Consider the following 26,990-nt stretch of genomic DNA (forward strand, 5'->3'; position numbering starts at 1 on the left):
AGTGACAGCTGATCAGGACTGGGTGTCTTCTCCGTTTCCGCTGCCTGCGGTGTTGCCGGATTGCTCGTTGCCGGCCGCAGCGGCTTCACGTGCCTTCCGCTGGCGATAGAGCTGCACGAAGTCCACGGGATTGATCAAGACAGGCGGGAACCCGCCTTCGCGCGTGGTGTCCGCAACGGCGCGCCGTGCGAAGGGGAACAGCATGCTTGCGCAATCAATCAGCAGAACCTGTTCGACACGCTCGTCCGGGACCGCCTGGCCAACGGTGACCACGCCGGCGTATTCCAGTTCGACGACGAAGGCGGTTCGCTCGTCCTCTTCGGTCTTCTGCTTTGCCGTGACCTTGAGGTTCAGGACCACCTCGTAGATGCGGTCCTGAAGCGGGCGTGCACCGACATTGAGCTGGATATCCAGATTGGGCGATTGGCCCATGTTGGTCAGGATGGTCGGTGCATTCGGACTTTCGAACGAGAGGTCCTTCAGGTACTGCACATGAACAACAAGCGGTGATTCCTTGTTGCCCTGCTGCTGATCCTGGGGATTTGCGCCGGCCGGTGCCGCGCCTGGAGTGGTGTCGTTCATGAGAGGCCTCTTGATCTGGGCTGGAGAGTACGCGGATGTTCGTGAAACAAGTGCCGGTTGGCTAGCATGGAAGCGGTTGCGGGCACAAGCGCACAGCTTGTTGGATCTATCGGACCCATTTGCTGCCGCCCTCACCGCGTTTCGAAGGATCGGAGTCCTCATCGTTCGTCAACTCCTTGGGAGATGACTCCTCGTGCTGGGGATCATCCTCATTCGTGATGTCCACATAATCGGCATCGATGGTGTTGCTGTCGCGTTGCTGTCGGTAGGCGGCATGCCCGTGGGCGGACATGCTGTGGACCTTGATATTGTGCCCCAGGACCCGGCGCAGCCAGGTTCGGAAGATGGGTATGAACAACAGCAGCCCGATGGCGTCGGTAAAGAAACCGGGTACCAGCAGGAGAACGCCGGCTATGCCGAGGCAGAAAGCATCGAAGAGCTCCCGGGCGGGCAGTTCTCCGCGATCCATTTCCGAGCGCGCTCTGCTCAGGGTTGCCAGCCCCTGGATGCGCAGCATGGTCGTTCCGGCAAGTGCGGTCAGCACAATGGCAGCCAGAGTGGGCCAGAGTCCGATCCAATCCCCGACCTCAATGAAAAGTGCGATTTCAATCAGGGGAATAGCGATAAAGGCGATGAGTATATAAAGGGCCATGCTTGTTCTTTCCTTGATGCTCCCCTATGTACTGGGGTAGAGACCAAAGGATGACAAGGTCTGTTGCTTGTTTCACACATGCGGATCGGCACAGGGGACGCTCGGTGAGGCCGGCCGCTCCCGACCAGACCTGCGCCGGTCATGAACAGGATATCTGATGGGCGAAGGCTTTCAACTTCTAGACATTATACTTTTCGCAGCGATAGCGGCCTTCCTTATCCTGCGCCTGCGTTCTGTCCTGGGGCGACGAAACGGGAATGAGTCACGTTCCGATTTCGACCCCTTCAAGCAGAACGAGGAAAACCAGACGGCCAAGAAGAAGGGCCCTGAGAGTCAGGACAAGGTGGTTCACCTGCCCAACCAGAAAGGCCAGCAGCAAACTGCAGAAGAGCAGCAAACCGAGTTTCGGACGGAAGGGCCAGCCGCGGCCGGTCTGACCCAGATCAAGCTGGCGGACAGCTCGTTCGATGAACAGGGCTTTCTGGAAGGTGCGCGCTCTGCGTTCGAGATGATCGTATCCGCCTTTGCCGCCGGTGATCGCGAAACCCTGCGCGGCCTGCTGGCCGATCAGGTGTACGAGGATTTCTCGAAGGCAATCGACGAACGCGAGAAGAACAATGAGAGCCTTCAGACAACCATTGTCAGCATCAAGTCGGCCGATATCGTGGATGCCCGGTTGGAAAACCGTATCGCCTCCATCGATGTGAAATTCGTCAGTGAGCAGATCAATGTGACCCGGGATGAGGAGGATCGCATCATCGAAGGCGATCCGAACGAAATCATCAACGTTACCGACGTCTGGACTTTCGAACGCAACACACGCAACCGGGATCCGAACTGGGCCCTGACGGCCACGGAAAGCCCGACCTGATCCGCACAGAGGAGCATCCTTCCGTGAGCTGTCCTGCATGATTGGTCTAGGTGCGCGTGTTCTTGCCGTTTTGGGTGCACTGGTCCTTGCCTCCTGCCAGGCACCCTTGGACAAGCCGGCGGAAGAGAAGCCCGTTGCACCCGACGAAGCAGAAGCTGTTTTCGTTCCGGCGCGCTTTTCCGATCTTTCGGGCTGGCAGCAGGACAATTTGCTGGAAGCCCTGCCCGCCTTTCGCCGTTCCTGCCAGCGTTTGCAGCAGCAGCCTTCCGATCGCAAGCTTGGCCCTGAAGGCAAGGCCGGCACGATTGCTGACTGGGAAGAGGTCTGCCGCGGGCTCCAGGATGGGAATTTCACCGGTGACGGCGAACTGCGGGCCTTCCTGGAACGAGAGTTCCGGCCTTTTGCCGTCGAGGCAAGGCCGCGGCAGGATGGCCTCTTTACGGGCTATTACGAAGCGGAAATTCGCGCGGCACGCCAACCGGGGGGTGGCTATGATGTACCGCTCCATGCGCCGCCTGCGGACCTGATCACGGCGGATCTGGGTGCGTTCGACTCCGAGCTTTCCGGAAAGAAACTGATCGGGCGCGTTTCGGGAAACAGCTTTGAACCCTATCATTCACGCCGTGAGATTGCGGAAGGCGCTCTGAAGGGCAAGGCTGATGTCGTGCTCTGGGCCGATGATCCCGTGGATGTCTTCTTCCTTCATATACAGGGATCGGGGGTGGCTACGCTGCCGGACGGAAGTCGCCAACGCGTCGGTTTTGCCGGATCCAATGGTCATCCCTTCTATGCCATTGGACGGGCCCTGATCGAGGAAGGCGTCGTGTCGCGTGATGAAGCGTCCATGCAGGCAATTCGGGCGTGGCTCAATGACAATCCCGAACGCGCACGTGCCCTGATGGAGCGGAATGCCCGATATATCTTTTTCCGGGAAATCGATGAGGCAGGCCCCATTGGTGCCCAGGGCGTTCCCCTGACCCCGGGTCGCTCACTGGCTGTGGATCGCAACTTCCTGCCTCTGGGAGTCCCGCTTTGGCTGGAAAGCTATTGGCCCAACAGCCAGGAAGCACTCAATAGACTGATGTTGGCCCAGGATACAGGCAGCGCGATAACTGGGCCGGTGCGTGGCGATTTCTTCTGGGGCAGCGGTGAAGCTGCTTTCGAAAGAGCGGGCCGCATGAAGGAGCCGGGACGCTATTGGATCCTGCTTCCGCGCAGCGTTGCCGAGCGCCACGGGGCCCAGACGCCTGACGCTTCGGAAAGCTGACTCCTTCTCCTTGCTTGCCTTTTCCAACTGGTCATACCATTTTTCAGGCAAGGAGAATGACTTTGTCCATGAAACAAGAAACGGCACAGCAGCCGGCATCTGACGAAAACCAGACCCGACAGAACCAACCAGGTCCCCGTGTGGGCTTGTTCATCACCTGTCTAGTGGACTTGTTCCGGCCCACCGTGGGTTTTTCCGCTGTTGCCCTGCTTGAGGACGCCGGCTGTACAGTCGAGGTGCCACAGAACCAGACCTGCTGTGGACAGCCGGCCTATAATTCCGGTGACCGTGAAGATACGCGCGCGATTGCACGCGCCACCGTGGAAGCTTTTTGCGACTTTGATTACGTTGTTGCCCCGTCCGGCTCCTGTGCGGCCATGATTCGTGAGCATTACCCGCGGCTTTTCCGCGATTCTCCCGACCTGCTTCCAGAAGTCGAAGCACTGGCTGCGCGCACGCACGAACTGACCTCATTCCTGGTGGATATCTGCGGCTTCCGCCCTGCCAGCCGACAGCTTGAGGGCAGTGTGACCTATCATGACGGCTGTTCCGGCCTGCGAGAGTTGGGCGTTTCCACTCAGCCGCGCCAGCTCCTTCAGGCTGTGGAAGCACTTGAATTGAAGGAATTGAAAGACCGGGAAGTTTGCTGTGGGTTTGGCGGGACCTTTTGTGTGAAGTATCCCGACATTTCAAATGCCATGGTCGAGGACAAGAGCAAGGCTGTCCAGGAAAGCGGTGCGGAAATGCTTCTGGCCGGCGAACTGGGGTGCTTGATGAACATCGCGGGAAAACTCCGTCGGCAGGGATCGGAAATGCAGGTCCGCCATGTGGCAGAAGTCCTGGCAGGACAACTTGATTCGCCCTCAATCGGTTCGTCGGATGCTGAGGCCGCTTCCCGAATGCAACGCAGGAGCCGCTAGCCGCCCATGGAATCGACTAGCCGCAACTTCAAGGATAACGTCCGCCACGCCCTTGCTGACGATCAGCTTCAAAAGGCCATGGGCAACGTTAAGCGGAACTTTATCGACAAGCGCCTTGCCGCTGTCGAGAAGCTTCCCGAGTTCGAGGAGTTGCGCGAGGCGGCCCGGGCCGTGAAGGACCATGCCCTGGCCCATTTGGACCATTACCTGGAACGCTACGAATCCAGGGTTCGCGAGGATGGCGGCCAGGTCCACTGGTGTGCCACGGCCGAGGAAGCCCGCACGGCCATTCTGGATATCTGTCGGCGGCAGAACGCCCGCAGCGTCACCAAGGGCAAATCCATGGTGGCCGAGGAAATCGGCCTGAACGATTTTCTCGAAGAGAAGGGCATTGTTCCGGTTGAAACGGACCTGGGCGAGTACATCATCCAGCTGCGCCACGAAGCACCCAGCCACATCATTGCACCCGCCGTGCATCTCAACAAGGAGCAGGTCGCGGACGATTTTCGCCGGGAACACAAGGACCTGCCTGGCGACCGGGATCTGAGCCAGCCAAGCCAGCTGGTGGAAGAAGCCCGCAACATGCTGCGCCAGCGTTATCTGGATGCCGATGTGGGCATTACAGGCGCCAACCTTCTGATCGCCGAGACGGGCAGCAGTGTGATCGTCACCAACGAGGGCAATGGTGACCTGACCCAGTCCCTGCCCCGGGTGCATATTGTGATTGCCAGCATCGAGAAGGTGGTTCCGACCCTTGAGGATGCCTCGACGATCCTGAGGTTACTGGCCCGGTCGGCCACGGGCCAGGAATTCTCGAGCTACACGACCTTCTCGACAGGGCCACGCCGTGCGGAGGATGCCGACGGACCGGACGAATACCATGTCGTCCTTCTGGACAACGGCCGCTCAGCCATGCTGGGAAGCGAATTCGAGGAAATGCTGCGCTGTATCAAGTGCGGCGCCTGCATGAACCACTGTCCCGTCTATCACGCGATCGGCGGGCACGCCTATGGCTGGGTCTATCCCGGCCCGATGGGGGCGGTTCTGACGCCAGCCTTGACCGGGGTGGAGGAAGCCGGGCACTTGCCGAATGCCTCCAGCTTCTGTGGTCGTTGCGAGGCGGTCTGCCCCATGAAGATTCCCCTGCCCAAGATGATGCGGCACTGGCGCGAGCAGGAATACGAGCGCCACCTGACGCCGGCCGCAGCGCGCACGGGCCTGTCTTTCTGGGCCTACTTTGCACGCCGCCCCGCCCTCTATCACGCAGCGACGCGTCTCGTGATGCCGCTGCTGGGACTATTGGGACGGCGACGCGGGCGCTTTGCACGCTTGCCGCTGGCCTCGGGCTGGACCGATCATCGTGATCTTCCGGCGCCGCAAGGCGCCACGTTCCAGCAGCTCTGGGCCAGGCAACGCCGTGCCGGAAAAACGCCGGAGGCAGGAAGGTGACAGACAGCAGGGCGCGCATTCTCGATCAGATACGACGCAGCCGTGCCGCGGTTCAGGATGATGTGGTGGATCACCGGCTGGCCGAACACCCACGTGGTCCGATTCCGGCACGCGCCCAGTTGTCTGCAGAAGAACGTCTGGCGCTCTTTATCCAGCAGGCCACTGCGGTGGATGCCACGGTATCGCGGCTTCAGGCTGTTCAGGAGATTCCTCAGGCAGTCGCAAGTTACCTGCGGGAACGGAATCTTCCAGCCACGCTTCGGATGGCGCCGGACAGAAAACTGATCGATCTGCCCTGGACGAGTCAGGCTTCTGGTTTGGAAGTCCAGGCTGGCTGTGTCGAGGCCACGGATGCCGTCTCGCTGGTTCCGGCTTTTGCCGCCGTGGCGGAAACCGGCACACTGATTCTGCATTCTGGCGCCGAGCGTCCGACGGGCCTGAACTTCCTGCCGGATACGCACATCGTCATGCTGGAAGCACGGGACATCACCGGTACCTACGAACAGGTTTGGGATCGCTTGCGGGCGCAGAACGATGGGCGGCTGCCACGGACCGTCAACATGATAACCGGGCCCTCGCGCACGGCAGATATTGAACAGACGATTCAACTTGGTGCACATGGACCGCGACGGTTACATATCCTCGTTGTCGGAGACCCAGAGGATTGATAAGCCATGTCCCGTCGCGGAAAAACGGGCCTTAGCCGTGAGGAGGCACGCCTCTGGCAGCATGTGGTGCGGGATGCGCATCCCCTGCCCGAGCGTATGCGCCTGAAGGGCTCCACGGCCACCACGCTTTCCGATGACACGGCCGAGCAGGAGACCTCTTCACCCCGTGAGAAACAGGCGGCGGCGAAGAAGGTCTCGAATCCCCCGCCGCGCAAGGTCAGCCGCGCAGCTCCAAACACGCGCACAGAACTGTCGCATGGCGCGGTTGCCGGTCTCGATCGCCGCTCAGCCGAGCGCATGCGTCGTGGAAAAATGTCCATTGACGCGCGCCTGGATCTGCATGGCCTGGGTCAACAGGATGCGCACAGCCAGTTGGACAGCTTCCTGGCACGCGCCCAGGCCCAGGGACTGCGGTGTGTTCTTGTCATTACCGGCAAGGGGCGTTTCAGTGAAGAGGGTGGCATCTTGCGTAAACAGGTGCCGAAATGGCTAAATCTACCCACCAATCGGGAGAAGGTTCTGGCCTTCGATTATGCGCGTCCACAACATGGGGGCTCGGGGGCGCTCTACATCCTGTTGCGCCGACAGCGCGAAAATCGGGAGACGGCCAGATGACCCCTTTCGGAGCCGAATTGCGGAGAATCAGGGCCGAACGAGGCTTGACCCTCAAGGAAATGGCGGCGGGCCTGGAGGTTTCACCCGCCTATCTCTCGGCGCTGGAACACGGCCACAGGGGGCGACCAAGCCTGCATTTCGTTCATGCAGTCTGTCAGTATCTTGGTATCATCTGGGATGAGGCAGAGGCGCTCGAACGCCTGGCAGCCTTGTCGCATCCACGTGTGACCATAGATACAGCGGGCCTTTCCCCTGCCGCCACGGAGCTGGCAAACCGCTTGTCAGAGACGGTTTCAACCTTGCCGCAGGAGCGTATAGACGCCCTGCTTTCCGTCATGCAGGAGGCAGAGGAAACAGCACAGGCCCGCTTGGACGCCGGATCTCAGGAGTCCAACTGACTGGCCAGCGTGATCTCGGCGTTCATCAGCTTGGAGACAGGGCAGCCGGTCTTGGCACGCTCTGCAGCTGCGTCGAAGTCTGCTTGGCTGGCGCCCGGAACCTTGGCTTTGACATCCAGATGAATCTTGGTGATAGCAAAACCGCCTTCGACCTGGTCCAGCGTGACAGAGGCCCGTGTTTCGACGCTTTCCGGGGACATGCCGTCACCAGCCAGTTCGTTGGACAGCGCCATCGAATAGCACCCTGCATGCGCAGCTGCGATCAGTTCCTCTGGGTTGGTTCCCTTGCCATCCTCGAAGCGTGTGGCGAAGGAATAGGCACTCTTATCAAGGACGCCGCTATCACTGGAGATACGGCCATTGCCGCCCTTGAGATCTCCATTCCAGATGGCGGATGCGTTTCTGCTTTTCATGAACAGGTTCCCTTCTCTTTATCCGTTTGCAAGACAGATGTGGGGCAGACAGCGCCCTGTGTCCAGAGAAAAGATGTATATACTGTATATCTTTTAACCTGCCTCAATCCCTCAGATCTTCGAAGAATTCCTTCACGCGCGAGAAGAAGCCATGGCTTTCTGGATGATGGCGGTCGCTGTCCTCGCCTGACTCTTCCCGAAACTCTTCCAGTAGCTCGCGCTGACGCTTGGTCAGGTTGACCGGAACCTCGACGGAAACCTGTATATAGAGGTCGCCCTTGGCATTGGAGCGCAGGACCGGCATGCCCTTGCCCTTCATACGGAACTGGGTTCCTGACTGTGTACCGGCCGGTACGCTCAGCTTCGCCCGTCCACCATTCATGGTCGGAACCTCGATCTCGCCACCCAGGGCGGCCGTGGTCATGGGCACGGGCACGCGGCAGAAGAGATTCGCCCCATCGCGCTGGAAAAAACGGTGCGGCTTGAGAGAGAGGAAGATGTAGAGATCGCCCGGCGGCGCACCGCGCAAGCCAGCCTCGCCCTCGTTGGCCAGGCGGATGCGGGTGCCGTCCTCGACACCGGCGGGAATGTTGACCTGAAGGGTCTTTTCCTGCTGCTGTCGGCCGACGCCGTCACAGTCATCGCAGGGGTCCTCGATCACCTTGCCCTGGCCATGACAGCTTGGGCAGGCACGCTCGATGGTGAAGAAACCCTGCTGCATGCGCACGCGGCCACGGCTGCCACAGGTCGGACAGGTAACCGGTTTCGAGCCCGGTTGCGCTCCCGAGCCTTCACAGGTCTCGCAACTGACCCAGGTGGGGATGTGGATCTGGGTGTCCTTGCCGTTGAAGGCATCTTCCAGAGTGATTTCCAGGTCATAGCGCAGGTCTGCGCCATGCGGGGCACCGCCGCCGCGGCGGCCACCGCCCATCATGTCGCCGAACATCTCGTCGAAGATGTCGGCAAAACCCTCGAAACCACCGAAACCGCCCCCACCACCGGGACGACGGCCGCCGCCCTGCTCGAATGCGGCATGCCCGAAACGGTCATAGGTGGCGCGGCTGTCCGCGTCTTTCAGGACCTCATAGGCCTCGCTGGCTTCCTTGAACTTGACCTCCGCATCACTGTCCCCCGGATTGCGGTCCGGGTGATACTTCATGGCCAGTTTGCGGTAGGCCTTCTTTATCTCGTCGTCGCCAGCGTCACGACTGACGCCCAGGATTTCATAATAATCACGTTTTGCCATGGTTCAGGTTGCGCTGTCCCCTTGGGCGATCCGGTTATCAGGAAAACAAAAGACGACGGGGCCGTTAAACGGCCCCGTCGCGCTTTCATGATCAGGCAGACTTGCCCTTCTTGTCATCGTCGACTTCCTCGAAGTCGGCGTCGACGACACTGTCGTCATCCTGACTTCCCGAGTCCGCGGCTTCACCATCCGCCGCGGCTCCGTCACCCGGAGCAGCACCGCTGCCATCCTCGGTGTCGTACATGGCGGCTCCGACCTTCATGGAGGCCTGTGCCAACGCCTCGGTCTTTTCCTTGATGGCTTCCAGGTCTTCGCCGTCCTTGATTTCCTTCAGGTCGGCAATGGCCTGTTCCACTTCGGCCTTGGCCGTGGCATCCACCTTGTCCCCGCTTTCGCTGAGGGTCTTCTCCGTGGTGTGGATCAGGCTCTCTGCGTTGTTGCGGGCGTCGATGAGCTCGCGCTTCTTCTTGTCGGCCTCGGCATTTTCCTCGGCCTCCTTGACCATGCGCTCGATGTCCTCCTCGGACAGGCCGCCGGAGGCCTGGATGCGGATGGTCTGTTCCTTGTTGGTGGCCTTGTCCTTGGCCGCCACGTTCACAATGCCGTTGGCGTCGATGTCGAAGGTCACCTCGATCTGCGGGACGCCGCGCGGTGCGGCCGGAATGCCCACCAGGTCGAACTGACCCAACATCTTGTTGTCCGCGGCCATTTCGCGCTCACCCTGGAAGACCCGGATGGTCACGGCCGTCTGGTTGTCCTCTGCGGTCGAGAAGACCTGAGACTTCTTGGTTGGGATCGTGGTGTTGCGCTCGATCAGCTTGGTCATGACACCGCCCAGGGTCTCGATACCCAGGGACAGCGGGGTCACGTCCAGCAGCAGGACGTCCTTCACGTCGCCCTTCAGGACACCGCCCTGAATGGCGGCACCAATGGCAACCACCTCGTCCGGGTTCACGCCGCGGTGGGGATCCTTGCCGAAGAAGTTCTTCACGTTCTCGATGATCTTGGGCATGCGGGTCATGCCGCCGACCAGGATCACCTCGTCGATTTCGCCGGCGCTCACCCCGGCGTCCTTCAGGGCCGCCTTGCAGGGCTCGATGGTGCGCTTGACCAGATCATCCACCAGGGCTTCCAGCTTGGCGCGGGACAGCTTGATGTTCAGATGCTTCGGTCCCGAGGAATCCGCCGTGATGAACGGCAGGTTCACTTCGGTCTGCGTGCTGCTGGACAGCTCGATCTTCGCCTTCTCGGCAGCTTCCTTCAGGCGCTGCAGGGCCAGCTTGTCCTGGCGCAGGTCGATGCCCTGCTCCTTCTTGAATTCGTCGGCCAGGTACTCGATGATCTGGCTGTCGAAGTCCTCACCACCCAGGAAGGTATCGCCGTTGGTGGACTTCACCTCAAAGACACCGTCGCCGATTTCCAGGACAGAGACGTCGAAGGTACCGCCACCCAGGTCATAGACCGCGATGGTGCCGGATGTCTTCTTGTCCAGGCCATAGGCGAGCGCGGCGGCCGTGGGCTCGTTGATGATGCGCAGGACTTCCAGTCCGGCGATCTTGCCGGCGTCCTTGGTGGCCTGACGCTGGGCGTCGTTGAAGTAGGCCGGAACGGTGATCACGGCCTGCTCGACCTTTTCACCCAGATGGTTTTCCGCGGTTTCCTTCATCTTCTGAAGGATCTGGGCGGAAACCTGGCTGGGGCTGAACTTTTCGTCGTTCACCTGGACCCAGGCGTCGCCGTTCGGGCCCTCCACGATCTTGTAGGAGACAAGATCCTTGTCCTTCTTCGTGGTGGGGTCGTCATAGCGCCGGCCGATGAGTCGCTTGATGGCGAACAGGGTGTTTTCCGGATTGGTGACCGCCTGGCGCTTGGCCGGCTGGCCGACCAGTGTGCCATCGTCGGTGAAGGCCACCATGGAAGGTGTGGTGCGTGTGCCTTCCGCATTCTCGATCACCCGTGCGTCCTTGCCGTCCATGACGGCCACGCAGGAGTTTGTCGTTCCGAGGTCGATACCGATAACTTTGCTCATTTACATCCTCTCTTTCGCAGCAGACTTGTGAGACAGCCTCATAAAGCGCCGTCCCTAGTCCCTTGGAGGTTCGGTCCGGAGGGGACCATCAAACCTGTTGATTTATCAGTTGGCGGCGAATGCCGCCTACGTTCGCATATATAAGGCTTTCGCCTCAGCCTACAAGGCGGGCTTTGGCTTTCTTCTTCGGCTTGTCTCGCATTCGGAAGGGGGGCAGGATGACCCCATGTTCTACAGGAACCACCCTCCCTTTCCGAACAATGGCATATATCTGACCATCCTCTGGTTGATGGTGGCAAATATTGTGGTTGGCGCCCTTCTTGCCCTTTTTGGGGAAAGGCTCCTCGACAGTTCTGCAGCCAGCCAGTTCGGAACGGGACTGATGCTTGTGGCCGGAGCCCTCTATTTCTTTTTCCGCTGGCTCGGCATACGCGAGGCGAAGCGATCTCGTCAAAGCACTCAACAGGACCAGGACCAAAACCCGGACGGGGGACGATCCTGATCCTGTTACAGAATATCAGGCCTGAGTATCCACCTGGCCACCAGGCCCGCTGTTCTGACCACCACCCTTCGAGACGGCCACCCTGGCAGGGCGCAGCAGGCGGTCGTGCAATACGTAACCCGGTTCGAAAACCTGCGAGACCGTGCCTGCGGCCCGCTCGGGATCCTCGATCTCGACCATGGCTTCGTGGTAATGCGGGTTCAGGCGTTCGCCCACGGGATCGATCCGCTTGATGTGATTCTTCTCGAAGGCTTCCAGAAGAGACTTCTCGGTCATCTCCACCCCGGTGACGAGGCTTTTGAGATGCTCGTTCTGCTCGATGGCTTCGGCGGGAACGCTTTCAAGAGCGCGGCGCAGGTTGTCGGCCACGGACAGGAGGTCCTTGGCGATGCCGCTGGCGGCATACTTTGCGGCCTCGTCGCGATCCTTGCGCGCGCGGGTGCGGGTGTTCTCCGCGTCCGCCATGGCGCGTAGCAGCTGCTCCTTCAACTGGGCGACCTCGGCGCGCAGGGCATCAGTCTCGTCGAGTTCATTCTCACCCGGAGGCGGCACCTCGCCGACATCTTCATTCGCCGCGACTTCCGGTTCGACGGCCTCGTCACCCTCGGCTGTCTTGCCCTGTTCGGCGAGCTCTTCTTCCGTAGGGGTCTGTGTCGTTTCTGATTGCTGGGGACGTTTTGCCATGAGTCCTTTCCGAATAAATGTAACTGATCCAGCCTGATTATCTGTGTGAATGACCGGGCTATGTTAAGGGGTCAGCCGATCAAGCGGCCAATCACCTTGGCCGTGTAGTCGACCATCGGGATGATCCGGGCATAGTCGATCCGTGTCGGACCGATCACGCCGATGGCGCCCACGATCTGCTGCTTGCTGTTGTTGTAGGGTGCGACGACCATGGAGCATCCGGCCATGCCGAACAACTCGTTTTCCGCGCCAATGAAGATCTGGACACCCTCAGCATCGTCGGTCAGGTCGAGCAGGCGCAGCAAGGCCTCCTTCTTCTCCAGGGCGGTGAAGAGCTGACGGATATGTTCCAGGTCTTCCAGTGCCTGCACATCGCTGAGCAGCTGTGCCTGGCCCCGCACGATCAGAGCGCCGCCGCTGGAGTTGTCGGCCCAGGTTGCCAGGCCGGCCTCAACAACGCGCGAGGTCAACTCGTCCAGTCTGGCCCGCTCGGTATCCATTTCCTGGCTGACGATCTGGCGTGTATCCTCAAGGGTCCGCCCGCGCAGGTGCGCCGAGAGGAAATTGGAGGCCTCGACCAGGGAAGAGGGCGGCAGGCCGACGGGAACATCGATCACGCGATTTTCCACGTTCCCCGACTCACCCACCAGGACAACCAGTGCGCGACCCGGACCCAGGGAGACGAATTCAATATGCTTCAGGGTGTCGTCCTGCTGCTTGGGCGCCATTACCAGGCCGGCACAGTGGGACAGGTCGGAGAGAAGCGTGGTCGCCTCTTCAAGGACCTGCGACAGGGAACGCCCCGAGGCCGCACACTTCCCCTCGATGATCTCGCGCTCGTCCTGGCCTATGTTCCCGTGTTCCAGCAGACCATCCACGTAAAGGCGCAGGCCCTGTTCCGTGGGCAGGCGGCCGGCCGAGGTGTGTGGCGCCATCAGCAGCCCCAGATCCTCCAGGTCGGCCATGACATTGCGGACCGTCGCCGGGGAGAGGTCGAGGCCCATGTTCCGCGAAAGGGTGCGCGAGCCGACGGGCGCTCCGGTCTCCACATAGGAATCGACGATCATGCGCAGGATCTCGCGCGAACGTTCGTTCAGCGCGCCCAGTTCGGGGCGATCGGCTAGGGACTTCGGTGGACGCCTGGACATGGATGTCATGACTGTGAGTATACCGGAGAAAATCAGTTGTCCGAGGGGATTTTTCCCCCGGTGCATGTACGTCCCAGCATTTAATCCCTGATCGCTGCGGTTTCAACGGCCTGCTGCGGCTGGACGGCCCTGTGCGGAGGCGTTAGGTTCGCGCCGTCTTCGGGCGGCGTGTGCCGCCTGCCCAAACCCTGGAAGGGAGTTCGCTCATGCGCCCCAGTGGCCGGTCCGCCGACCAGCTTCGCGATATCGTGCTGGAAACCAACGTCAACAAGTATGCGGAGGGTTCGTGCCTGGCCCGTTTCGGGGACACGCATGTGCTGTGCACGGCCAGTGTCGATCCTGGCGTGCCTGGGTGGCTGCGCAACAGCGGACGCGGCTGGGTGACCGCGGAATACGGAATGCTGCCCAGGGCGACGGACGGGCGCACGGATCGCGAGGCCGCCCGCGGACGGCAGACCGGACGCACTCAGGAGATCCAGCGCCTGATAGGCCGCAGCCTGCGGGCCGTGACCGACCTGACGGCTTTCGGCGAACGGCAGATTCGCCTGGACTGTGATGTCCTGCAGGCAGACGGAGGAACACGCACGGCCGCCATCACAGGCGCGTATGTGGCGCTCCACATGGCGTTCGATCATATGCGGCGTCTGGGCATCATGACGGATATTCCGCTGTCCGAAGAGGTGGCAGCGGTTTCCTGTGGTCTCTATCGTGGCGACGCGATCCTGGACCTGGAGTATTCCGAGGATTCCGAGGCTGGCGCTGACGCCAACTTCGTGATGACGACCAGCGGCCGCATCGTCGAGGTTCAGGCCACGGCCGAGGACGTCCCCTTCAGCCGCGAGCAGTTTGATCACCTGCTGGGTTTGGCCGAGGCCGGCATCAAGCAGTTGACCGAGGTCCAGCGCGCCGCACTAAAGACGGAGTGAGAAATCGAATGGCTGAAGGGATTGTCCCGGGAGAGCGACTGGTCATAGCCAGCCATAACCCGGGCAAGGTCCGGGAAATCGCCGAGCTGATGGAGCCTTTCGGCATCCAGGTCCTCTCGGCTGGCGAGCTTGAACTGCCGGAACCCGAGGAAACGGGACGGACCTTTGCCGAGAACGCGACATTGAAGGCGGAAAGCGCAGCCGAAGCTGCAGGATTGCCGGCCCTGTCGGATGATTCCGGCCTGGTGGTTCCGGCCCTGGATGGCGAACCCGGGATTTACTCGGCCCGCTGGGCGGGTCCGGACAAGGACTTTGGTTTGGCCATGGACAAGGTGAACGAGAAACTCGGCGACAGCCGGGATCGCCACGCCTACTTTGTCTGTGCACTGGCCCTGGCCCAACCCGGCCGTGAGACCCGGGTTTTCGAAGGGCGTGTGGATGGAACCCTGGTCTGGCCGCCCCGGGGCAGCCTGGGTTTCGGTTATGATCCCATGTTCCTGCCCGATGGACGCCAGGAGACCTTCGGGGAAATGGATCCCGCGGAAAAGCATGCCATCAGCCACAGGGCGCGTGCATTCCGCGATTTTGAAACCTGGTTGCGCAGGGCCGGGTGACAGCCAACAGGGACCTGCATATGTCCAGTCGCGACAGTCTTCCCGAAACTGGTGCTGATGATCCTGGTTTCGGACTCTACGTTCACTGGCCGTTCTGTCAGTCCAAGTGCCCCTATTGCGATTTCAACAGCCATGTCCGGGAGAGCATCGACCAGGATCGCTGGCGTCAGGCCCTTCTGCGCGAGCTGGAGCATTTCGCCAAGCGCACGGCCGGCCGCAGGCTGACCTCCGTCTTTTTCGGAGGCGGAACCCCCTCGTTGATGGCGCCTGAAACCGTGGGCGCGTTGCTGGATGTACTGCCTCGCTATTGGCAGCTGGACAGCAATCTGGAAGTGACTCTCGAGGCCAACCCCACTTCGACCGAAGCCGGCAAGTTCGCCGCTTATCGCACGGCCGGGGTCAACCGGCTGTCCCTGGGTGTGCAGTCCTTTGACGACAACGCACTTGCCTTCCTGGGGCGACGCCACTCGGCGGCTGAGGCGCGTGAGGCCATCGCGCTGGCCCGGCGGCACTTTCCGCGCTTTTCCTTCGATCTGATCTATGCCCGGCCGGAGCAGAGCTTGGCAAGCTGGGAAGCCGAGCTGAAAAGTGCCCTTCAGGAAGGCACCGAGCATATCTCTCTCTATCAGCTGACCATCGAACCCAACACCGTCTTTCATGGAGACTGGCGGCGCGGCGAACTGGAACTGCCCCCCGAAGACTGCCAGGCGCAGCTCTATGAATGCACAGCGGATATCCTGAAGCCGGCCGGCCTGGAAGGCTACGAGATCTCGAACTACGCCCGTCCCGGCGCGGAAAGCCGCCATAACCTGGTCTATTGGCGCCATGGCGACTATGTGGGCATCGGACCGGGCGCGCATGGTCGCCTGAGCTTCGACGGCGCGCGTTATGCCCTGCGTCAGCACCGGGCCCCCGAAGCCTGGCTGGAAAGCGTGGAGAGCCAGGGGCATGCCACCCGCGCGGAAAACGCTCTCACGCTGGAGGAGCGCCTGACTGAACGCCTGATGATGGGCTTGCGGCTGGCCGCTGGCATTAACCGGGCGACGGTCGAGGCCGAACAGGGACGGTCGCTTGAGGCGCTCGTGGATCCGGCCCGGCTGAAAGCCCTTTGCGAAGCCGGATACCTGGAACTGACGCCCCAGCGTCTGCGCGCCCTGCCGGCCGGACGCCAGCGCCTCGATGCCCTGCTTGGCTATCTGCTGGGATAAGCGCGCCCTGTCGCCTGGCGCGCCTCAGTTCACCAGTGGCTCAAAGCTGCCTGGCGCTGATTCCAGACGCCGGAAGCCGTCGTCGGTCAGTTCGTAAATCGCCAGACCCCGCTCCACCTCGCCATCGGGGAGCAAGCGGAACAGGCCGTCCACGCCGGTGTAACCGTCACTGTCGGTCAGCACAGCCTGGTCGAAGACCATCGGATTGTCGCCGGTTTCGGCATCCCGCGCCAAGGCGGCCGTGAGCGCCGTCGCATCATAGGCAATGGAGGCGACCCGTGGCGGCTTCTGGCCAAAGAGATCTTCGTACTGACGGGCAAAGGTCTGCCATCTGTCGTTGTCCGGTGCTGCAAACCAGCCCCCAGCAAGCACAGGATCGCGCCCAAGATTTCCGTTCTCCCAGAGACGCGAGCCCAGCAGCTGCACATTTTCGGGGTTGATGTCGTAGTAAGGCAGCAAGGGTGCAATGTTCTCCACTTCGCGGCCACCAGCCGGGAGCAGCAGGCTGTTGAAGCCGGTCACGCCCAGGCCGGAGCCGCTTACGGTGGCTTCGTCGCTGCTGGTCTGGCTGGCGGATTGGGCCAGCCCTTGTACGGCGCTGGTTTTGTCCACGGCTGCCGGATCGTAAGAGGCGCTTGTCGTGATGCTTGCTCCGTAACGTGAAGCGGCACGCCGGGCGGCTTCCTGAACGGCCTGTCCATAGGAGTTACGGGGGGCAAGGATGGCGATCCGGTCGCGGCCCTGTTCCACCGAGTACTGGATCACGCGGGTGACGTCGTTGGCCGGCCCGATACCCATCACATAAACGCCGGGGGCCGCAACGGACCGGTCGTTGGAAAAGGCCAGAACGGGGACGCCGGCCCGTGTGGCTTGCGGCCCGATCGCCGAAACGGACTGGGAGAACAGAGGGCCAAGGACCAGCTGCACGTTCTCGTTCAAGGCCTCGTCCATTGCAGCTTGCGCTTCACGTGCTGTGCTGCCGGCATCCTTGATCACCAGTTCGAAGTCATCTCCGGCCAGCCGAAAGAGCGCCATCTGTGCTGCATTCACCAGGCTTTGTCCCAAGGGGCGGTGTTCGCCGCTGAGGGGAGCGAGCAGGGCAACGCGGGTTCGCCCATCATCAAGGGCAGCATCCCCATCCATGCCGGCCTGGCTTTCTGGTGCAGTTCTCTCTCCGACCTGTTGCGCGCCGCTGTCCGGCTGCGTAGCCTGCTGTGACTGGCAGGCGGCAAGGCCGAGGATCAGGAAGATGGCGAGAAGACGGGTGGGCAGCAGGCTCATGGACGATCTCCTAACAACAAAGCGGCCTTCCGGCTGAAAGGTGCAAACGGGAATGCAGCCCTCTTCACAGCCGTTGGCACCGCAGCTTTACCTTGTTGCGGTACCGATCGGCAACCTCGCAGATATCACTCTACGGGCCCTGGACGTACTTTCCAGGGTTGATGTGCTGGCCTGCGAGGATACGCGCATGACGTCGCGACTTCTACAGGCGCATGGAATTGAGCGCTCCCTGACGGCCTACCATGAACACAACGCCGGGCGTGTGCGCCCCAAGCTTCTGGATGCCCTGAGCGGTGGCAAATCTGTGGCGCTGGTCAGCGATGCAGGAACACCGCTGGTTTCGGATCCCGGCTACAAGCTGGCCCGTGAGGCTCATGAGGCCGGATACGAAGTGACAGCATTGCCCGGCGCTTCGGCCGTTCTGGCCGCTCTGACGGTTTCGGGCTTGCCGCCGGACCGCTTCTTCTTTGCCGGTTTCCTGCCAACACGCAGCGGCACGCGCCGCAACGAGCTACAGAGCCTGCAGAGCATACCTGGGACCTTGGTGTTCTATGAATCCCCCAACCGGCTTGGCGCCAGCCTGCGGGACATGAGAGATGTTTTCGGAGGCCATCGCCGGGCAGCCGTGGCGCGTGAACTGACCAAGTTTTACGAGGAGGTGCGCCGCGACAGCCTTGAGGCCCTGGCCGCGCATTATGAACGGGAGGGATCGCCGAAGGGGGAAGTCGTCATCCTGGTTGGCCCCCAGACCGACAGCGCGCGCGACGCCGAGGCAGAGGATAACCTGGATGAACGGCTCCAGTCTGCGCTGGCCGAGAGCAGCCTGCGCGATGCCGTGAACAGTGTCAGCGCGGAAAGTGGCCTGCCGCGGCGGCGTGTCTACGCCCGGGCCCTGGAATTGACGGGCAGATCCGGAAAATGAGCAGGTCCGTGCGGCTTGCGGCCTGGAAGAGGGGCCGACGTGCCGAAACGCTTGCCCGCTTGTGGCTGCGCATGAAGGGCTACAGTGTCCTGGCCCAGGGCTTGCGGACACCGGTTGGCGAAATCGATCTGGTGGTGCGCCGGGGCGGTGTGCTGGCTTTCGTGGAGGTCAAGCATCGGGCCACGCATGAACAGGCCTTGCTGGCCATAACAGACCGCCAGCGCCATCGCATAGAACGGGCGGCAACCTATTATCTCTCCCGCAGGCCTGAACTTGCCGACCACCAACTGCGCTTTGACGGGCTCTTGCTGATTCCAGGGCGCTTGCCACACCACCTGCCGGATCTTTGGCGTCCATGAAAGCCGCCCTGTTCAGTCCCTGCGGTAATGGCATAAGGTTCCATTTCTTCACATGGGGACAACGCGTTCGTCATTTTTCCTGGAGAAACAGCTTGCATTGGCAACCGAATGAGACAGCCATGCCGGTCAGGTTACCCTTCGTCTTCCTGTACGTGTGCACTGTACGCGGTCTTTTCCTGTTGAGTCTTGTCCTGCTACTGGCGCTATCGGGAGGATGCAGTCGTACCGGCATGATCGTGGGCGCGGCAGCTACGGGGGGTGTGGCAGCCAGCAAGGACAAGGGCTTTACGACTGCAGCAGATGACACGCGTATCCGTTTCGAACTGAATGCCCTGCTGCTGCAGGAGGATTTCGAGATCTACAATGCCGTCCACCTTCAGGTCGAGGAAGGACGCGTACTCTTGAGTGGCAATGTGCCGACACCCGAGGACAAGGTTCAGGTCTTCCGCCTGGCATGGCGGCCGGAGGGCGTGAACGAGGTCATAGACGAAATGACTGTCGATGACACCTCGGGACTGAGCGATGCTGCGCTGGACCGCTGGATAGAACTGCGCCTGGATACGCTCCTGCTGTTTGACGTGGACGTCAAGGACATCAACTATTCCACTGAGGTGGTGAACCAGAGGGTCTACCTGATCGGGCTTGCACGCAGCGAGAGCGAACGCGAACGGGTCGTGGCGCATGCCAAGTCCGTGCCTTATGTTAAGGGCGTGACGGATTACCTGCGCGTTCTGGAGGATGACAAAGAAACAACGCGACCAGACTGATAAACTGCCAGACTGATAAACTGGAGGAGGTTCACGGGTGAACAGCATACCCGCAACGACCCGCAAGGATATCGAGAGCGAACTACAGGATATCGGACGCCTGCCCGACGAAGAGATCGACCTGGCGCACACCGCTCTGCTGTTGGCGGCTCTTGAGCGCCCCGGTGCAGAGCTGTTCAATTATGAACGGCATCTTTCGGAAATGACGCGGGAAGCCGGCGCACGCCTGATTGCCGAGAATGCGGGCGACAGCCTGGAGAACATCGTCGGTGCCATAAACCGGGTGCTCTACGAGCAGTTCGGATACAAGGGCGATGACGAGAGCTATGACGACCTGAACAATGCCAACCTGATGTCGGTCATGGACCGGCGCCGTGGGCTGCCGGTGGCGCTCGGCATCCTTTATCTTCATGTGGCGCGCCGCCTGGATTGTGAAGCGGTTGGCCTGTCCTTCCCGGGGCATTTCCTGATCCGCGTCGGCTTTGGCGGCGAACGCGATATACTGGATCCCTTCAATGAGGGGCGCAGCTGCACGCCTGCGGACATGCGCCAGCTTCTCAAGGCCATGGCGGGGGTCGAAGCGGAGCTGACCCGCGACCATTACAGCGCCAGCGGAAACCTGGACATTCTTCTCAGACTCCAGAACAACCTGAAACTACGGCTGCTGAAGGCGCAAAGAGCCGATGAAGCGCTGCCGGTGGTGGCAGGCATGCTGCTGCTTGCCCCGCAACGGGCAGAGCTTTGGCGGGAAGCCGGTTTGATCCACAATCATCTGGGCCAGCTGCACCAGGGAATTCATGCATTGGAGCAGTACCTCGACCTAGCAGGACCGGATAAGAACAGGCAGGACACCGCCCGCCTGCTGGAAGAGATGCGTGGGCGTCTGAATTGAAGTTCAAAGCTGACGGAAAGGCCGTGTTACGGCTGGGAATAGCTGTCGGGGAATGCTAAAGGCCCTGCAACAGGCCGCAGACTGGACACGCGTGATCGAGGAGAAGTCATGTCACTTGCCGTTGCCATTCAGATGGACCCAGTGGAACCCATCGATATCAATGCCGACAGTACCTTTGCCCTGGCAATGGAGGCGCAACGCAGGGGGCACGGACTTTATCATTACCTGCCCCAGGATCTGACCTACTACGACGACCGGGTCTATGCCACTGTGCGGCCAGCCGTTTTTCAACACGAAGCGGGCATGGCGGCCACCCTGGGTGAAGCCGAGAGCTTGAACCTTGCTGCCATGGACGTGGTGCTGATGCGCCAGGATCCACCTTTCGACATGTCCTATATCACGGCGACTCACCTGCTGGAGCACCTGCCGGCCTCGACCTTGGTGGTGAACAATCCCGCAGAAGTCCGCAATGCGCCTGAAAAGCTGTTCGTCACCCATTTTCCGGAACTGATGCCGCCGACGATGATCACGCGCAGCAAGGCGGAGATCGAATATTTCCGCCGTACCCACAGGGACATCATCGTCAAACCCCTGTTCGGCAATGGTGGCGCCGGGGTCTTCCACCTGAAGGAAGATGACGAGAACCTGAACTCTTTGCTGGAAATCTTCACGCAGATCTCGCGTGAACCGGTGATCGTGCAGAAGTATCTGCCCGAGATCCGCAAGGGGGACAAGCGGATCATCCTGGTCGATGGGACACCCGTGGGCGCCATCAACCGGGTTCCGGCCGAGGGGGAGGCCCGCTCGAACCTGCACGTTGGCGGCCGTGCCATGGCGGTAGAACTCTCAAAGCGTGATCGGGAGATCTGCACGACCATCGGTCCGATCCTGAAGGAGCGCGGCCTGATCTTCGTCGGCATCGACGTGATCGGCGATTATCTTACCGAAATCAACGTGACCTCGCCCACCGGGCTTCAGGAACTGGAACGCTTCGACAACGTCAATGCCGCTGGCCTGATCTGGGATGCGATCGAATCACGCTTCGAAGGCCTGATGCCGGAGTAGTGCGCCTGCAGTCCAGGGTCGCGGTAGCTATAGTCGGAGCAGCTATATAAGGGGGCGCACTTGCCTGATGTCTTCAGTGCCATCGCCTATGCCTTTGTGGCCGGTGCGACCATTCCACTGGGCGGTCTTGCCGCGCGGATCGAGGATTTCCGGCCCCATTGGCTGGAAACGGAATTCCGCCATTCGGTGATCGCCTTTGGTGGGGGTGCCTTGCTGGCTGCGGTGGCTCTGGTCCTGATTCCCGAAGGCATGAAGCTGACATCGCCGACCTTGGCGCTGCCCGCCTTCACCCTTGGCGGTGTCTGTTTCTTCGTGGTTGATTACCTGATCGCCCGGGCTGGCGGCGCGGCTTCCCAGTTGCTGGCCATGCTGCTGGATTTTGTCCCGGAATCCCTGGCGCTGGGGGCCATGCTGGCCACTGGAAAGGCGACCGGGCTTCTTCTGGCCGGCTTGATTGCCCTTCAGAACCTGCCTGAGGGCTTCAATGCCTATCGCGAATTGCGCTCAGGGACTCGCCTGCCGGCCGGCCGCATCCTCGCTGCCTTCTGTACAATCGTCCTGCTGGGTCCGCTGGCCGCCTGGGTCGGCTTCAGCTTCCTTCATTCCCTGGAGGACCTGCTGGGCAGCATCATGTTCTTTGCCGCTGGCGGTATACTCTACCTGAATTTCCAGGACATCGCCCCTCAGGCCCACCTTGAGCGTCACTGGGCGCCCCCGCTGGGTGCAGTTGCCGGCTTTCTTCTCGGACTGTGGGGCCATATGCTGTTGCAGTAGAGGTTAAAGTCATGACAACAGCAGCAGATACGGCAGGATCGACCAGCGCCAACAGAACGGCATTTCTCGTGCTCAGTGCGCTGAGCCTCTGTCATTTCCTGAATGACATGATGCAGTCGCTGCTGCCGGCGATCTATCCCGTCCTGCAACAGAACTTCGCCCTCAGCTTCACGCAGATTGGCGTCCTGCATCTGGCCTTCCAGGTGACAGCTTCGTTGCTGCAGCCGGCTGTTGGCTTCTATACGGATCGCCGCCAGCGGTTTCGGCTGCTGTCCGTGGGGATGGGGTGCACCCTGGTGGGACTGCTGCTGCTGGCCAGCGCGCAGCATTATATCTTCCTGTTGTTCGCAGCCTGTGCGGTGGGCCTGGGGTCCTCGATCTTCCATCCCGACGCCTCTCGGCTGGCTCGCTCCGCCTCGGGCGGGCGCTTCGGCCTGGCCCAGTCCATTTTCCAGGTGGGCGGCAACACAGGCACGGCCGTGGGCCCGCTGCTTGCCGCCTATGTGGTCCTGCCGCTGGGACAGCCCGGAATTGCCTGGTTCTCCGCCGTGGCCCTGCTGGGCATGCTGATCCTCTGGTGGGTGGGCTCCTGGGCGAAGCGACAGCATCTCCAGGCACGCAGGACCTCAACGGAAGCCTCGCGCACGCTGCCCCTGCCGCGCCGGCGTATCCTCTTCGCCATCGCTGTGCTGGCGATGCTGATCTTCTCCAAGTACGTCTATCTCTCCAGCCTGACCAGCTACTATACCTTCTATCTGATCGACACCTTCGGGGTGACCATTCGTCATTCCCAGATTCTGCTGTTCGTATTTCTAGGGGCGGCAGCGGTCGGCACCATCCTGGGTGGGCCCCTTGCCGATCGCATCGGTCGGCGTCCGGTGATCTGGATCTCCATCCTGGGCGTGCTGCCTTTCACGCTGATGCTGCCGCACGCCAACCTCTTCTGGACCGGCGTGCTGTCGGTGGTGATCGGCCTGGTTCTGGCTTCGGCCTTCTCGGCCATTGTCGTTTATGCCCAGGAGCTGGTTCCGGGACGTGTGGGCCTGATTTCCGGACTGTTCTTCGGCTTTGCCTTCGGCATGGGGGGGTTGGGCGCAGCCATCCTGGGGGTTCTTGCGGATGCCTATGGGATCGGCTTCGTCTATCAGCTCTGCGCCTTCCTGCCCTTCCTTGGCTTGCTCACGGCACTGCTCCCTCGGGAATCGCAGCTGCGCGCGGCGTAGTGCCTGCGCTCCAACAAGCGAACGAATTCCGAATTCAATCGGATGCGCCTAAAACACCTTCGAAAAAGAGTGACTTTTTATGCTGTCTGCCGTAACACCAAATGGTGGTAATCGGGCAGGTAGGGGCGTTGCATGGTCGCACGTATCGGAACGGTGGCCTTCCAGGGGGTCGAGGTTGTCGATGTGGATGTCCAGGTTCAGGCAACTTCGGGCATGCCAAGGTTCCTGGTGGTTGGCTTGGCCGACAAGGCGGTGGGGGAAAGCCGCGAGCGTGTGACCTCGGCGCTGACGGCGCTGGGTCTTTCGCTGCCGCCCAAGCGGATCGTGGTCAACCTTGCGCCGGCCGACCTTGTGAAGGAAGGCAGCCACTACGACCTGCCCATTGCCCTGGCCCTGATGGCCGAGATGGGGGTTCTGCCGGCGGACGCCCTGTCCACCCATGTGGCACTGGGCGAGCTTTCCCTGGATGGACGCATCAATCCAGTGGCGGGAGTCCTGCCGGCGGCAATCCATGCCTCGGCCTGCGGATTGGGCTTGATCTGCCCTGCCGCGCAGGGGGGTGAGGCCGCCTGGGCCCCGGATATCGACATCCTGGCGCCGCGTGATCTCGTGGCCCTGGTCAACCACATCAAGGGCACCCAGGTACTCGCCCAACCCGAAGCCGCCCTGGCCGAATCCGGCACGTCCATACCGGACCTGGCAGAGATCAAGGGCCAGGAAAGCGCCAAGCGTGCGCTGGAGATTGCGGCGGCCGGGAATCACAACCTTCTCATGACCGGCCCTCCCGGATCCGGGAAGTCCATGCTGGCCCAGCGTTTGCCCGGCCTCCTGCCCCCGTTGTCGCCAGCCGAGGCTCTTGAAGTTTCCATGATTCATTCCGTGGCCGGGACCCTGGAGGAAGGCAAGCTGTTGCGGCATCGCCCCTTCCGTGACCCGCACCACTCTGCGTCCCTGCCTTCACTGGTCGGTGGGGGTCACCGTGCCAAGCCGGGCGAATTGTCCCTTGCACATCACGGTGTGCTCTTCCTGGATGAGCTACCGGAATTTGCCCGCGCCACCCTGGAATCCCTACGCCAGCCGATGGAAACGGGCCGTGTTTCCATCGCCAGGGCCAATGCCCATGTAACCTATCCGGCGCGGGTCCAGCTGGTGGCCGCCATGAATCCCTGCCGTTGCGGCCACCTGGATGATCCGGCGGTTGCCTGCAGCAAGGCCCCCCGATGCGGGCAGGATTACCAGGCGCGCATCTCGGGTCCGCTGTTCGACCGCATCGATCTGCATGTAGATGTTCCGGCCGTCAGTGCGGCTGATCTGGCCCTGCCCCCGCCCGCCGAGGGCAGTGCCGAAGTCGCCGTGCGCGTGGCCCGGGCGCGCGAGCGACAGGCCGCGCGTAACGTCGCTGTGGAGGGCGGTATCGAAGGGCGCAGCCTGACCAACGCCGAACTGGATGGCCAGCACCTGGAGAACTGTGCAGCGCCTGACAATGAGGGGCGCAGCCTGCTGCAGGAGGCGGCCAATCGCATGAAACTCTCGGCCCGCGGTTACCACCGTGTCCTGCGTGTGGCCCGTACCCTGGCTGATCTGGAGGACTGTGACGGCGTGCGGCGCCTGCATGTCGCGGAGGCCCTAGGCTATCGGCGCATGATGGCTGCGATGGCATAACCGGATGATCGATATCCAGCAGGCCGGTCTTTCCACTTGGCACTTACATGTTACTCTGCTGGCCTGCGTGGAACAGACAGGTAGGGGCAGGTGGAACACATCGACCACACGGTATTCTATGAGGTGGCCGGTCTTCTTGGCCTTGCAACCTTCGTTGGACTGATTGGCGTTTCCCTCAGGCAGCCCCTGTTGGTCTGTTTCATTGCCGCCGGCATCATCGCGGGTCCGGATGTCACCGGCTTCGCCAGCGCCAACGAGGCCATTTCGTTACTGGCGGAAATTGGCATAGCATTGCTGCTGTTCCTGGTGGGATTGAAGCTGGACCTGCAACTGGTCCGAACCCTGGGGCCGGTTGCGGTGGCCACCGGTCTGGGTCAGGTGATCTTCACCTCGGTCTTTGGCTATCTCATCTGTCTGGCAATGGGGCTCAGCCCGATCGTCAGTCTCTATGTGGCTGTCGCCCTGACCTTTTCTAGCACGATCATCATCGTCAAGCTGCTGTCCGACAAGGGCGAGATCGATTCCCTCTACGGGCGCATCGCCCTGGGCTTTTTGATTGTCCAGGATATTGCCGTCGTGGTGGCCATGGTGGTGCTTTCGGCGGTAGGCATTGGCGCGGGCGCTGGTGGGGATGGCGGGACCATGGCGGTCCTGACGGCTTTGGGCGGCGGTCTACTGCTGGTCGCGGCCGTCGTCGTCTTCATTCGGTATCTGGCAGACCCCCTGTTGCGCCGCCTGGCGCGCGTGCCCGAACTTCTGATCATCTTCGCGATCACCTGGGCCGTCATCTTCGCGGCCCTGGGTGAACTGGTGGGGGTCGGCAAGGAGCTTGGCGGCCTGCTGGCCGGCGTGTCGCTGGCTTCTTCAGGCTATCGTGACAACGTGGCGACACGTCTGTCCAGCCTGCGTGACTTCCTGCTACTGTTCTTCTTCATCTCCTTGGGCATGGGGCTGAACCTGGACCTGCTTGGCAGCCAGGTGGGGCCAGCCACCATTCTGTCGCTCTTCGTCCTGATCGGGAATCCCCTGATCGTGCTGATCATTATGGGCGTCATGGGGTATCGCAAGCGCACCGGTTTCCTGGCTGGCCTGACGGTTTCGCAGATCAGCGAGTTTTCCCTGATCTTCATGGCCATGGGGCTGTCGCTGGGGCATGTCGGGGACGAGGCCATGGGTCTGGTCACCCTAGTGGGGCTGGTCACCATCATGCTGTCCACCTATCTGATCACCTATTCCCAACAGCTCTATCGCTGGCTGGAGCCCCTGCTCGGCATCTTCGAGCGTCGCATGGCCCATCGAGAACAGGCGCACGAAGGCGCGGTGGCCGAGGGTACCTATGACGTCATCCTCTTCGGACTGGGACGTTACGGACGGGGAATCGCCCGCGACCTGATCGAACAGGAAAAATCCATCCTGGGCGTCGACTTCGATCCGGAGACGCTAAAACGTTACCAAGCACGCGGTAATCCGGCGCTCTATGGCGACGTTTCGGATCCCGAGTTTCTGCTGCACCTGCCCTATCGCACGGCAGAGTGGGTCATCATGGCGACGCCGCCGCAGCGTACGGCCCTGATAGGGGTGGACCAGCGTGTCGCTTTGATACAAACCCTGCGAGACAACGGCTACAAGGGCCGCATTGCCGTGACCAGTCATGACCTCTGGGATGCCCGTCAAATGGTGAAGGCGGGTGCGGACGTGGTGCTCAACCCCTTCAATGATGGCGCGGCCCGGGCGGTGGAGAAGATCACCGGCCAGGCGGTGCGCCAGGAGGAGGAGATCTTCGGCGCTGGGCAGGCCTGAGGCCATTGCCCTTCGCCAGTCATGCGAAAAAGGCTTGTCAGGCAACCCCGGCT

General features: G+C 61.5%; 27 protein-coding genes. 19 read left to right on the forward strand and 8 right to left on the reverse strand.

What is annotated here, in order from left to right; all coding sequences use genetic code 11:
* Positions 1-12 precede the first annotated feature (12 nt).
* A complete protein-coding gene (gene secB / locus G502_RS19045; RefSeq protein WP_022727906.1) occupies positions 13-582 on the reverse strand; it encodes a protein-export chaperone SecB in 570 nt (189 codons plus the stop codon).
* Positions 583-688: 106 nt separating this feature from the next.
* Positions 689-1,234: an FxsA family protein gene (locus G502_RS19050; protein ID WP_022727907.1), complete on the reverse strand. Its 546-nt coding sequence runs from the start codon at positions 1,232-1,234 to the stop codon at positions 689-691.
* Between the two features lie 157 nt (positions 1,235-1,391).
* Here G502_RS19050 and G502_RS0106790 point away from each other — a divergent pair, with 157 nt between their 5' ends.
* The 7 genes from G502_RS0106790 to G502_RS0106820 all read left to right on the forward strand — a co-directional run bounded on the left by G502_RS0106790 (position 1,392) and on the right by G502_RS0106820 (position 7,422).
* Positions 1,392-2,105: a Tim44/TimA family putative adaptor protein gene (locus tag G502_RS0106790; RefSeq protein WP_022727908.1), complete on the forward strand. Its 714-nt coding sequence runs from the start codon at positions 1,392-1,394 to the stop codon at positions 2,103-2,105.
* Between the two features lie 37 nt (positions 2,106-2,142).
* Positions 2,143-3,372: a murein transglycosylase A gene (gene mltA / locus G502_RS19055; RefSeq protein WP_022727909.1), complete on the forward strand. Its 1,230-nt coding sequence runs from the start codon at positions 2,143-2,145 to the stop codon at positions 3,370-3,372.
* A 68-nt stretch (positions 3,373-3,440) separates the two neighbouring features.
* Positions 3,441-4,292 (forward strand): (Fe-S)-binding protein, encoded by an 852-nt coding sequence (locus tag G502_RS19060; protein ID WP_022727910.1) that lies wholly within the window; start codon positions 3,441-3,443, stop codon positions 4,290-4,292.
* A 6-nt stretch (positions 4,293-4,298) separates the two neighbouring features.
* Positions 4,299-5,741, forward strand: a complete 1,443-nt coding sequence (locus tag G502_RS0106805) for a LutB/LldF family L-lactate oxidation iron-sulfur protein (RefSeq protein WP_022727911.1) — start codon at positions 4,299-4,301, stop codon at positions 5,739-5,741.
* Positions 5,738-6,409, forward strand: a complete 672-nt coding sequence (locus G502_RS0106810) for a LutC/YkgG family protein (RefSeq protein WP_022727912.1) — start codon at positions 5,738-5,740, stop codon at positions 6,407-6,409. Before G502_RS0106805 ends, G502_RS0106810 begins: the two co-directional genes overlap by 4 nt.
* 6 nt (positions 6,410-6,415) lie before the next feature.
* Complete coding sequence (locus G502_RS0106815; RefSeq protein ID WP_022727913.1) at positions 6,416-7,024, forward strand: Smr/MutS family protein; 609 nt, start codon at positions 6,416-6,418, stop codon at positions 7,022-7,024.
* Complete coding sequence (locus tag G502_RS0106820) at positions 7,021-7,422, forward strand: helix-turn-helix domain-containing protein (protein ID WP_022727914.1); 402 nt, start codon at positions 7,021-7,023, stop codon at positions 7,420-7,422. Before G502_RS0106815 ends, G502_RS0106820 begins: the two co-directional genes overlap by 4 nt.
* Here G502_RS0106820 and G502_RS0106825 read toward each other — a convergent pair.
* From G502_RS0106825 to hrcA, 5 genes are all read right to left on the reverse strand, one after another.
* Positions 7,407-7,835: an OsmC family protein gene (locus G502_RS0106825; RefSeq protein WP_022727915.1), complete on the reverse strand. Its 429-nt coding sequence runs from the start codon at positions 7,833-7,835 to the stop codon at positions 7,407-7,409. The two genes, G502_RS0106820 and G502_RS0106825, sit on opposite strands and share 16 nt — an antisense overlap.
* Before the next feature lie 103 nt (positions 7,836-7,938).
* On the reverse strand, positions 7,939-9,081 hold the full coding sequence (dnaJ, locus tag G502_RS0106830; protein ID WP_022727916.1) for a molecular chaperone DnaJ: 1,143 nt from the start codon (positions 9,079-9,081) through the stop codon (positions 7,939-7,941).
* 91 nt (positions 9,082-9,172) lie between these two features.
* Positions 9,173-11,110, reverse strand: a complete 1,938-nt coding sequence (dnaK, locus tag G502_RS0106835) for a molecular chaperone DnaK (protein WP_022727917.1) — start codon at positions 11,108-11,110, stop codon at positions 9,173-9,175.
* A 517-nt stretch (positions 11,111-11,627) separates the two neighbouring features.
* Positions 11,628-12,296, reverse strand: a complete 669-nt coding sequence (grpE, locus tag G502_RS0106845) for a nucleotide exchange factor GrpE (RefSeq protein WP_022727919.1) — start codon at positions 12,294-12,296, stop codon at positions 11,628-11,630.
* 71 nt (positions 12,297-12,367) lie between these two features.
* The gene (gene hrcA, locus G502_RS0106850; protein ID WP_022727920.1) at positions 12,368-13,444 is read right to left on the reverse strand and encodes a heat-inducible transcriptional repressor HrcA; all 1,077 of its coding nucleotides are present in this window, start codon (positions 13,442-13,444) and stop codon (positions 12,368-12,370) included.
* A 206-nt stretch (positions 13,445-13,650) separates the two neighbouring features.
* Between hrcA and rph the strand changes: the two genes are divergently transcribed.
* From rph to hemW, 3 genes are read left to right on the forward strand one after another with little or no spacing between them, the layout of a single operon-like run.
* Complete coding sequence (gene rph / locus G502_RS0106855; protein WP_022727921.1) at positions 13,651-14,370, forward strand: ribonuclease PH; 720 nt, start codon at positions 13,651-13,653, stop codon at positions 14,368-14,370.
* 8 nt (positions 14,371-14,378) lie between these two features.
* Positions 14,379-14,984, forward strand: a complete 606-nt coding sequence (rdgB, locus tag G502_RS0106860) for an RdgB/HAM1 family non-canonical purine NTP pyrophosphatase (protein WP_022727922.1) — start codon at positions 14,379-14,381, stop codon at positions 14,982-14,984.
* Positions 14,985-15,004: 20 nt separating this feature from the next.
* Positions 15,005-16,192 carry a radical SAM family heme chaperone HemW gene (gene hemW, locus G502_RS0106865; protein WP_022727923.1) on the forward strand — a complete coding sequence of 396 codons (1,188 nt, stop codon included), beginning with the start codon at positions 15,005-15,007 and terminating at the stop codon, positions 16,190-16,192.
* Positions 16,193-16,216: 24 nt separating this feature from the next.
* On the opposite strand, the gene G502_RS0106870 is transcribed toward hemW, so the two are convergent.
* Positions 16,217-17,473: a penicillin-binding protein activator gene (locus G502_RS0106870; RefSeq protein ID WP_022727924.1), complete on the reverse strand. Its 1,257-nt coding sequence runs from the start codon at positions 17,471-17,473 to the stop codon at positions 16,217-16,219.
* Positions 17,474-17,525: 52 nt separating this feature from the next.
* Here G502_RS0106870 and rsmI point away from each other — a divergent pair, with 52 nt between their 5' ends.
* The 9 genes from rsmI (at position 17,526) to G502_RS19065 (ending at position 26,937) form a co-directional block, all read left to right on the forward strand.
* Positions 17,526-18,395, forward strand: a complete 870-nt coding sequence (gene rsmI / locus G502_RS0106875; RefSeq protein ID WP_022727925.1) for a 16S rRNA (cytidine(1402)-2'-O)-methyltransferase — start codon at positions 17,526-17,528, stop codon at positions 18,393-18,395.
* A complete protein-coding gene (locus G502_RS0106880) occupies positions 18,392-18,754 on the forward strand; it encodes a YraN family protein (RefSeq protein ID WP_022727926.1) in 363 nt (120 codons plus the stop codon). The genes rsmI and G502_RS0106880 overlap by 4 nt, the downstream gene beginning before the upstream one ends.
* A 119-nt stretch (positions 18,755-18,873) precedes the next feature.
* Entirely contained in the window at positions 18,874-19,521 is a 648-nt protein-coding gene (locus tag G502_RS0106885) for a BON domain-containing protein (protein ID WP_022727927.1), read from the forward strand.
* Positions 19,522-19,558: 37 nt separating this feature from the next.
* Positions 19,559-20,413, forward strand: a complete 855-nt coding sequence (locus tag G502_RS0106890; protein ID WP_022727928.1) for a SirB1 family protein — start codon at positions 19,559-19,561, stop codon at positions 20,411-20,413.
* Between the two features lie 108 nt (positions 20,414-20,521).
* Positions 20,522-21,478, forward strand: coding sequence for a glutathione synthase (gene gshB / locus G502_RS0106895; protein ID WP_022727929.1), 957 nt, complete (start codon positions 20,522-20,524; stop codon positions 21,476-21,478).
* A gap of 60 nt (positions 21,479-21,538) precedes the next feature.
* Positions 21,539-22,252, forward strand: a complete 714-nt coding sequence (locus G502_RS0106900) for a ZIP family metal transporter (RefSeq protein WP_022727930.1) — start codon at positions 21,539-21,541, stop codon at positions 22,250-22,252.
* 11 nt (positions 22,253-22,263) lie between these two features.
* Positions 22,264-23,475, forward strand: coding sequence for an MFS transporter (locus tag G502_RS0106905; protein WP_022727931.1), 1,212 nt, complete (start codon positions 22,264-22,266; stop codon positions 23,473-23,475).
* 132 nt (positions 23,476-23,607) lie between these two features.
* The gene (locus tag G502_RS0106910) at positions 23,608-25,137 is read left to right on the forward strand and encodes a YifB family Mg chelatase-like AAA ATPase (protein WP_022727932.1); all 1,530 of its coding nucleotides are present in this window, start codon (positions 23,608-23,610) and stop codon (positions 25,135-25,137) included.
* Between the two features lie 90 nt (positions 25,138-25,227).
* Positions 25,228-26,937, forward strand: a complete 1,710-nt coding sequence (locus tag G502_RS19065; protein WP_022727933.1) for a cation:proton antiporter — start codon at positions 25,228-25,230, stop codon at positions 26,935-26,937.
* Positions 26,938-26,990: the final 53 nt, after the last annotated feature.

Source organism: Fodinicurvata sediminis DSM 21159, from assembly GCF_000420625.1.
Classification (GTDB): domain Bacteria; phylum Pseudomonadota; class Alphaproteobacteria; order Kiloniellales; family DSM-21159; genus Fodinicurvata; species Fodinicurvata sediminis.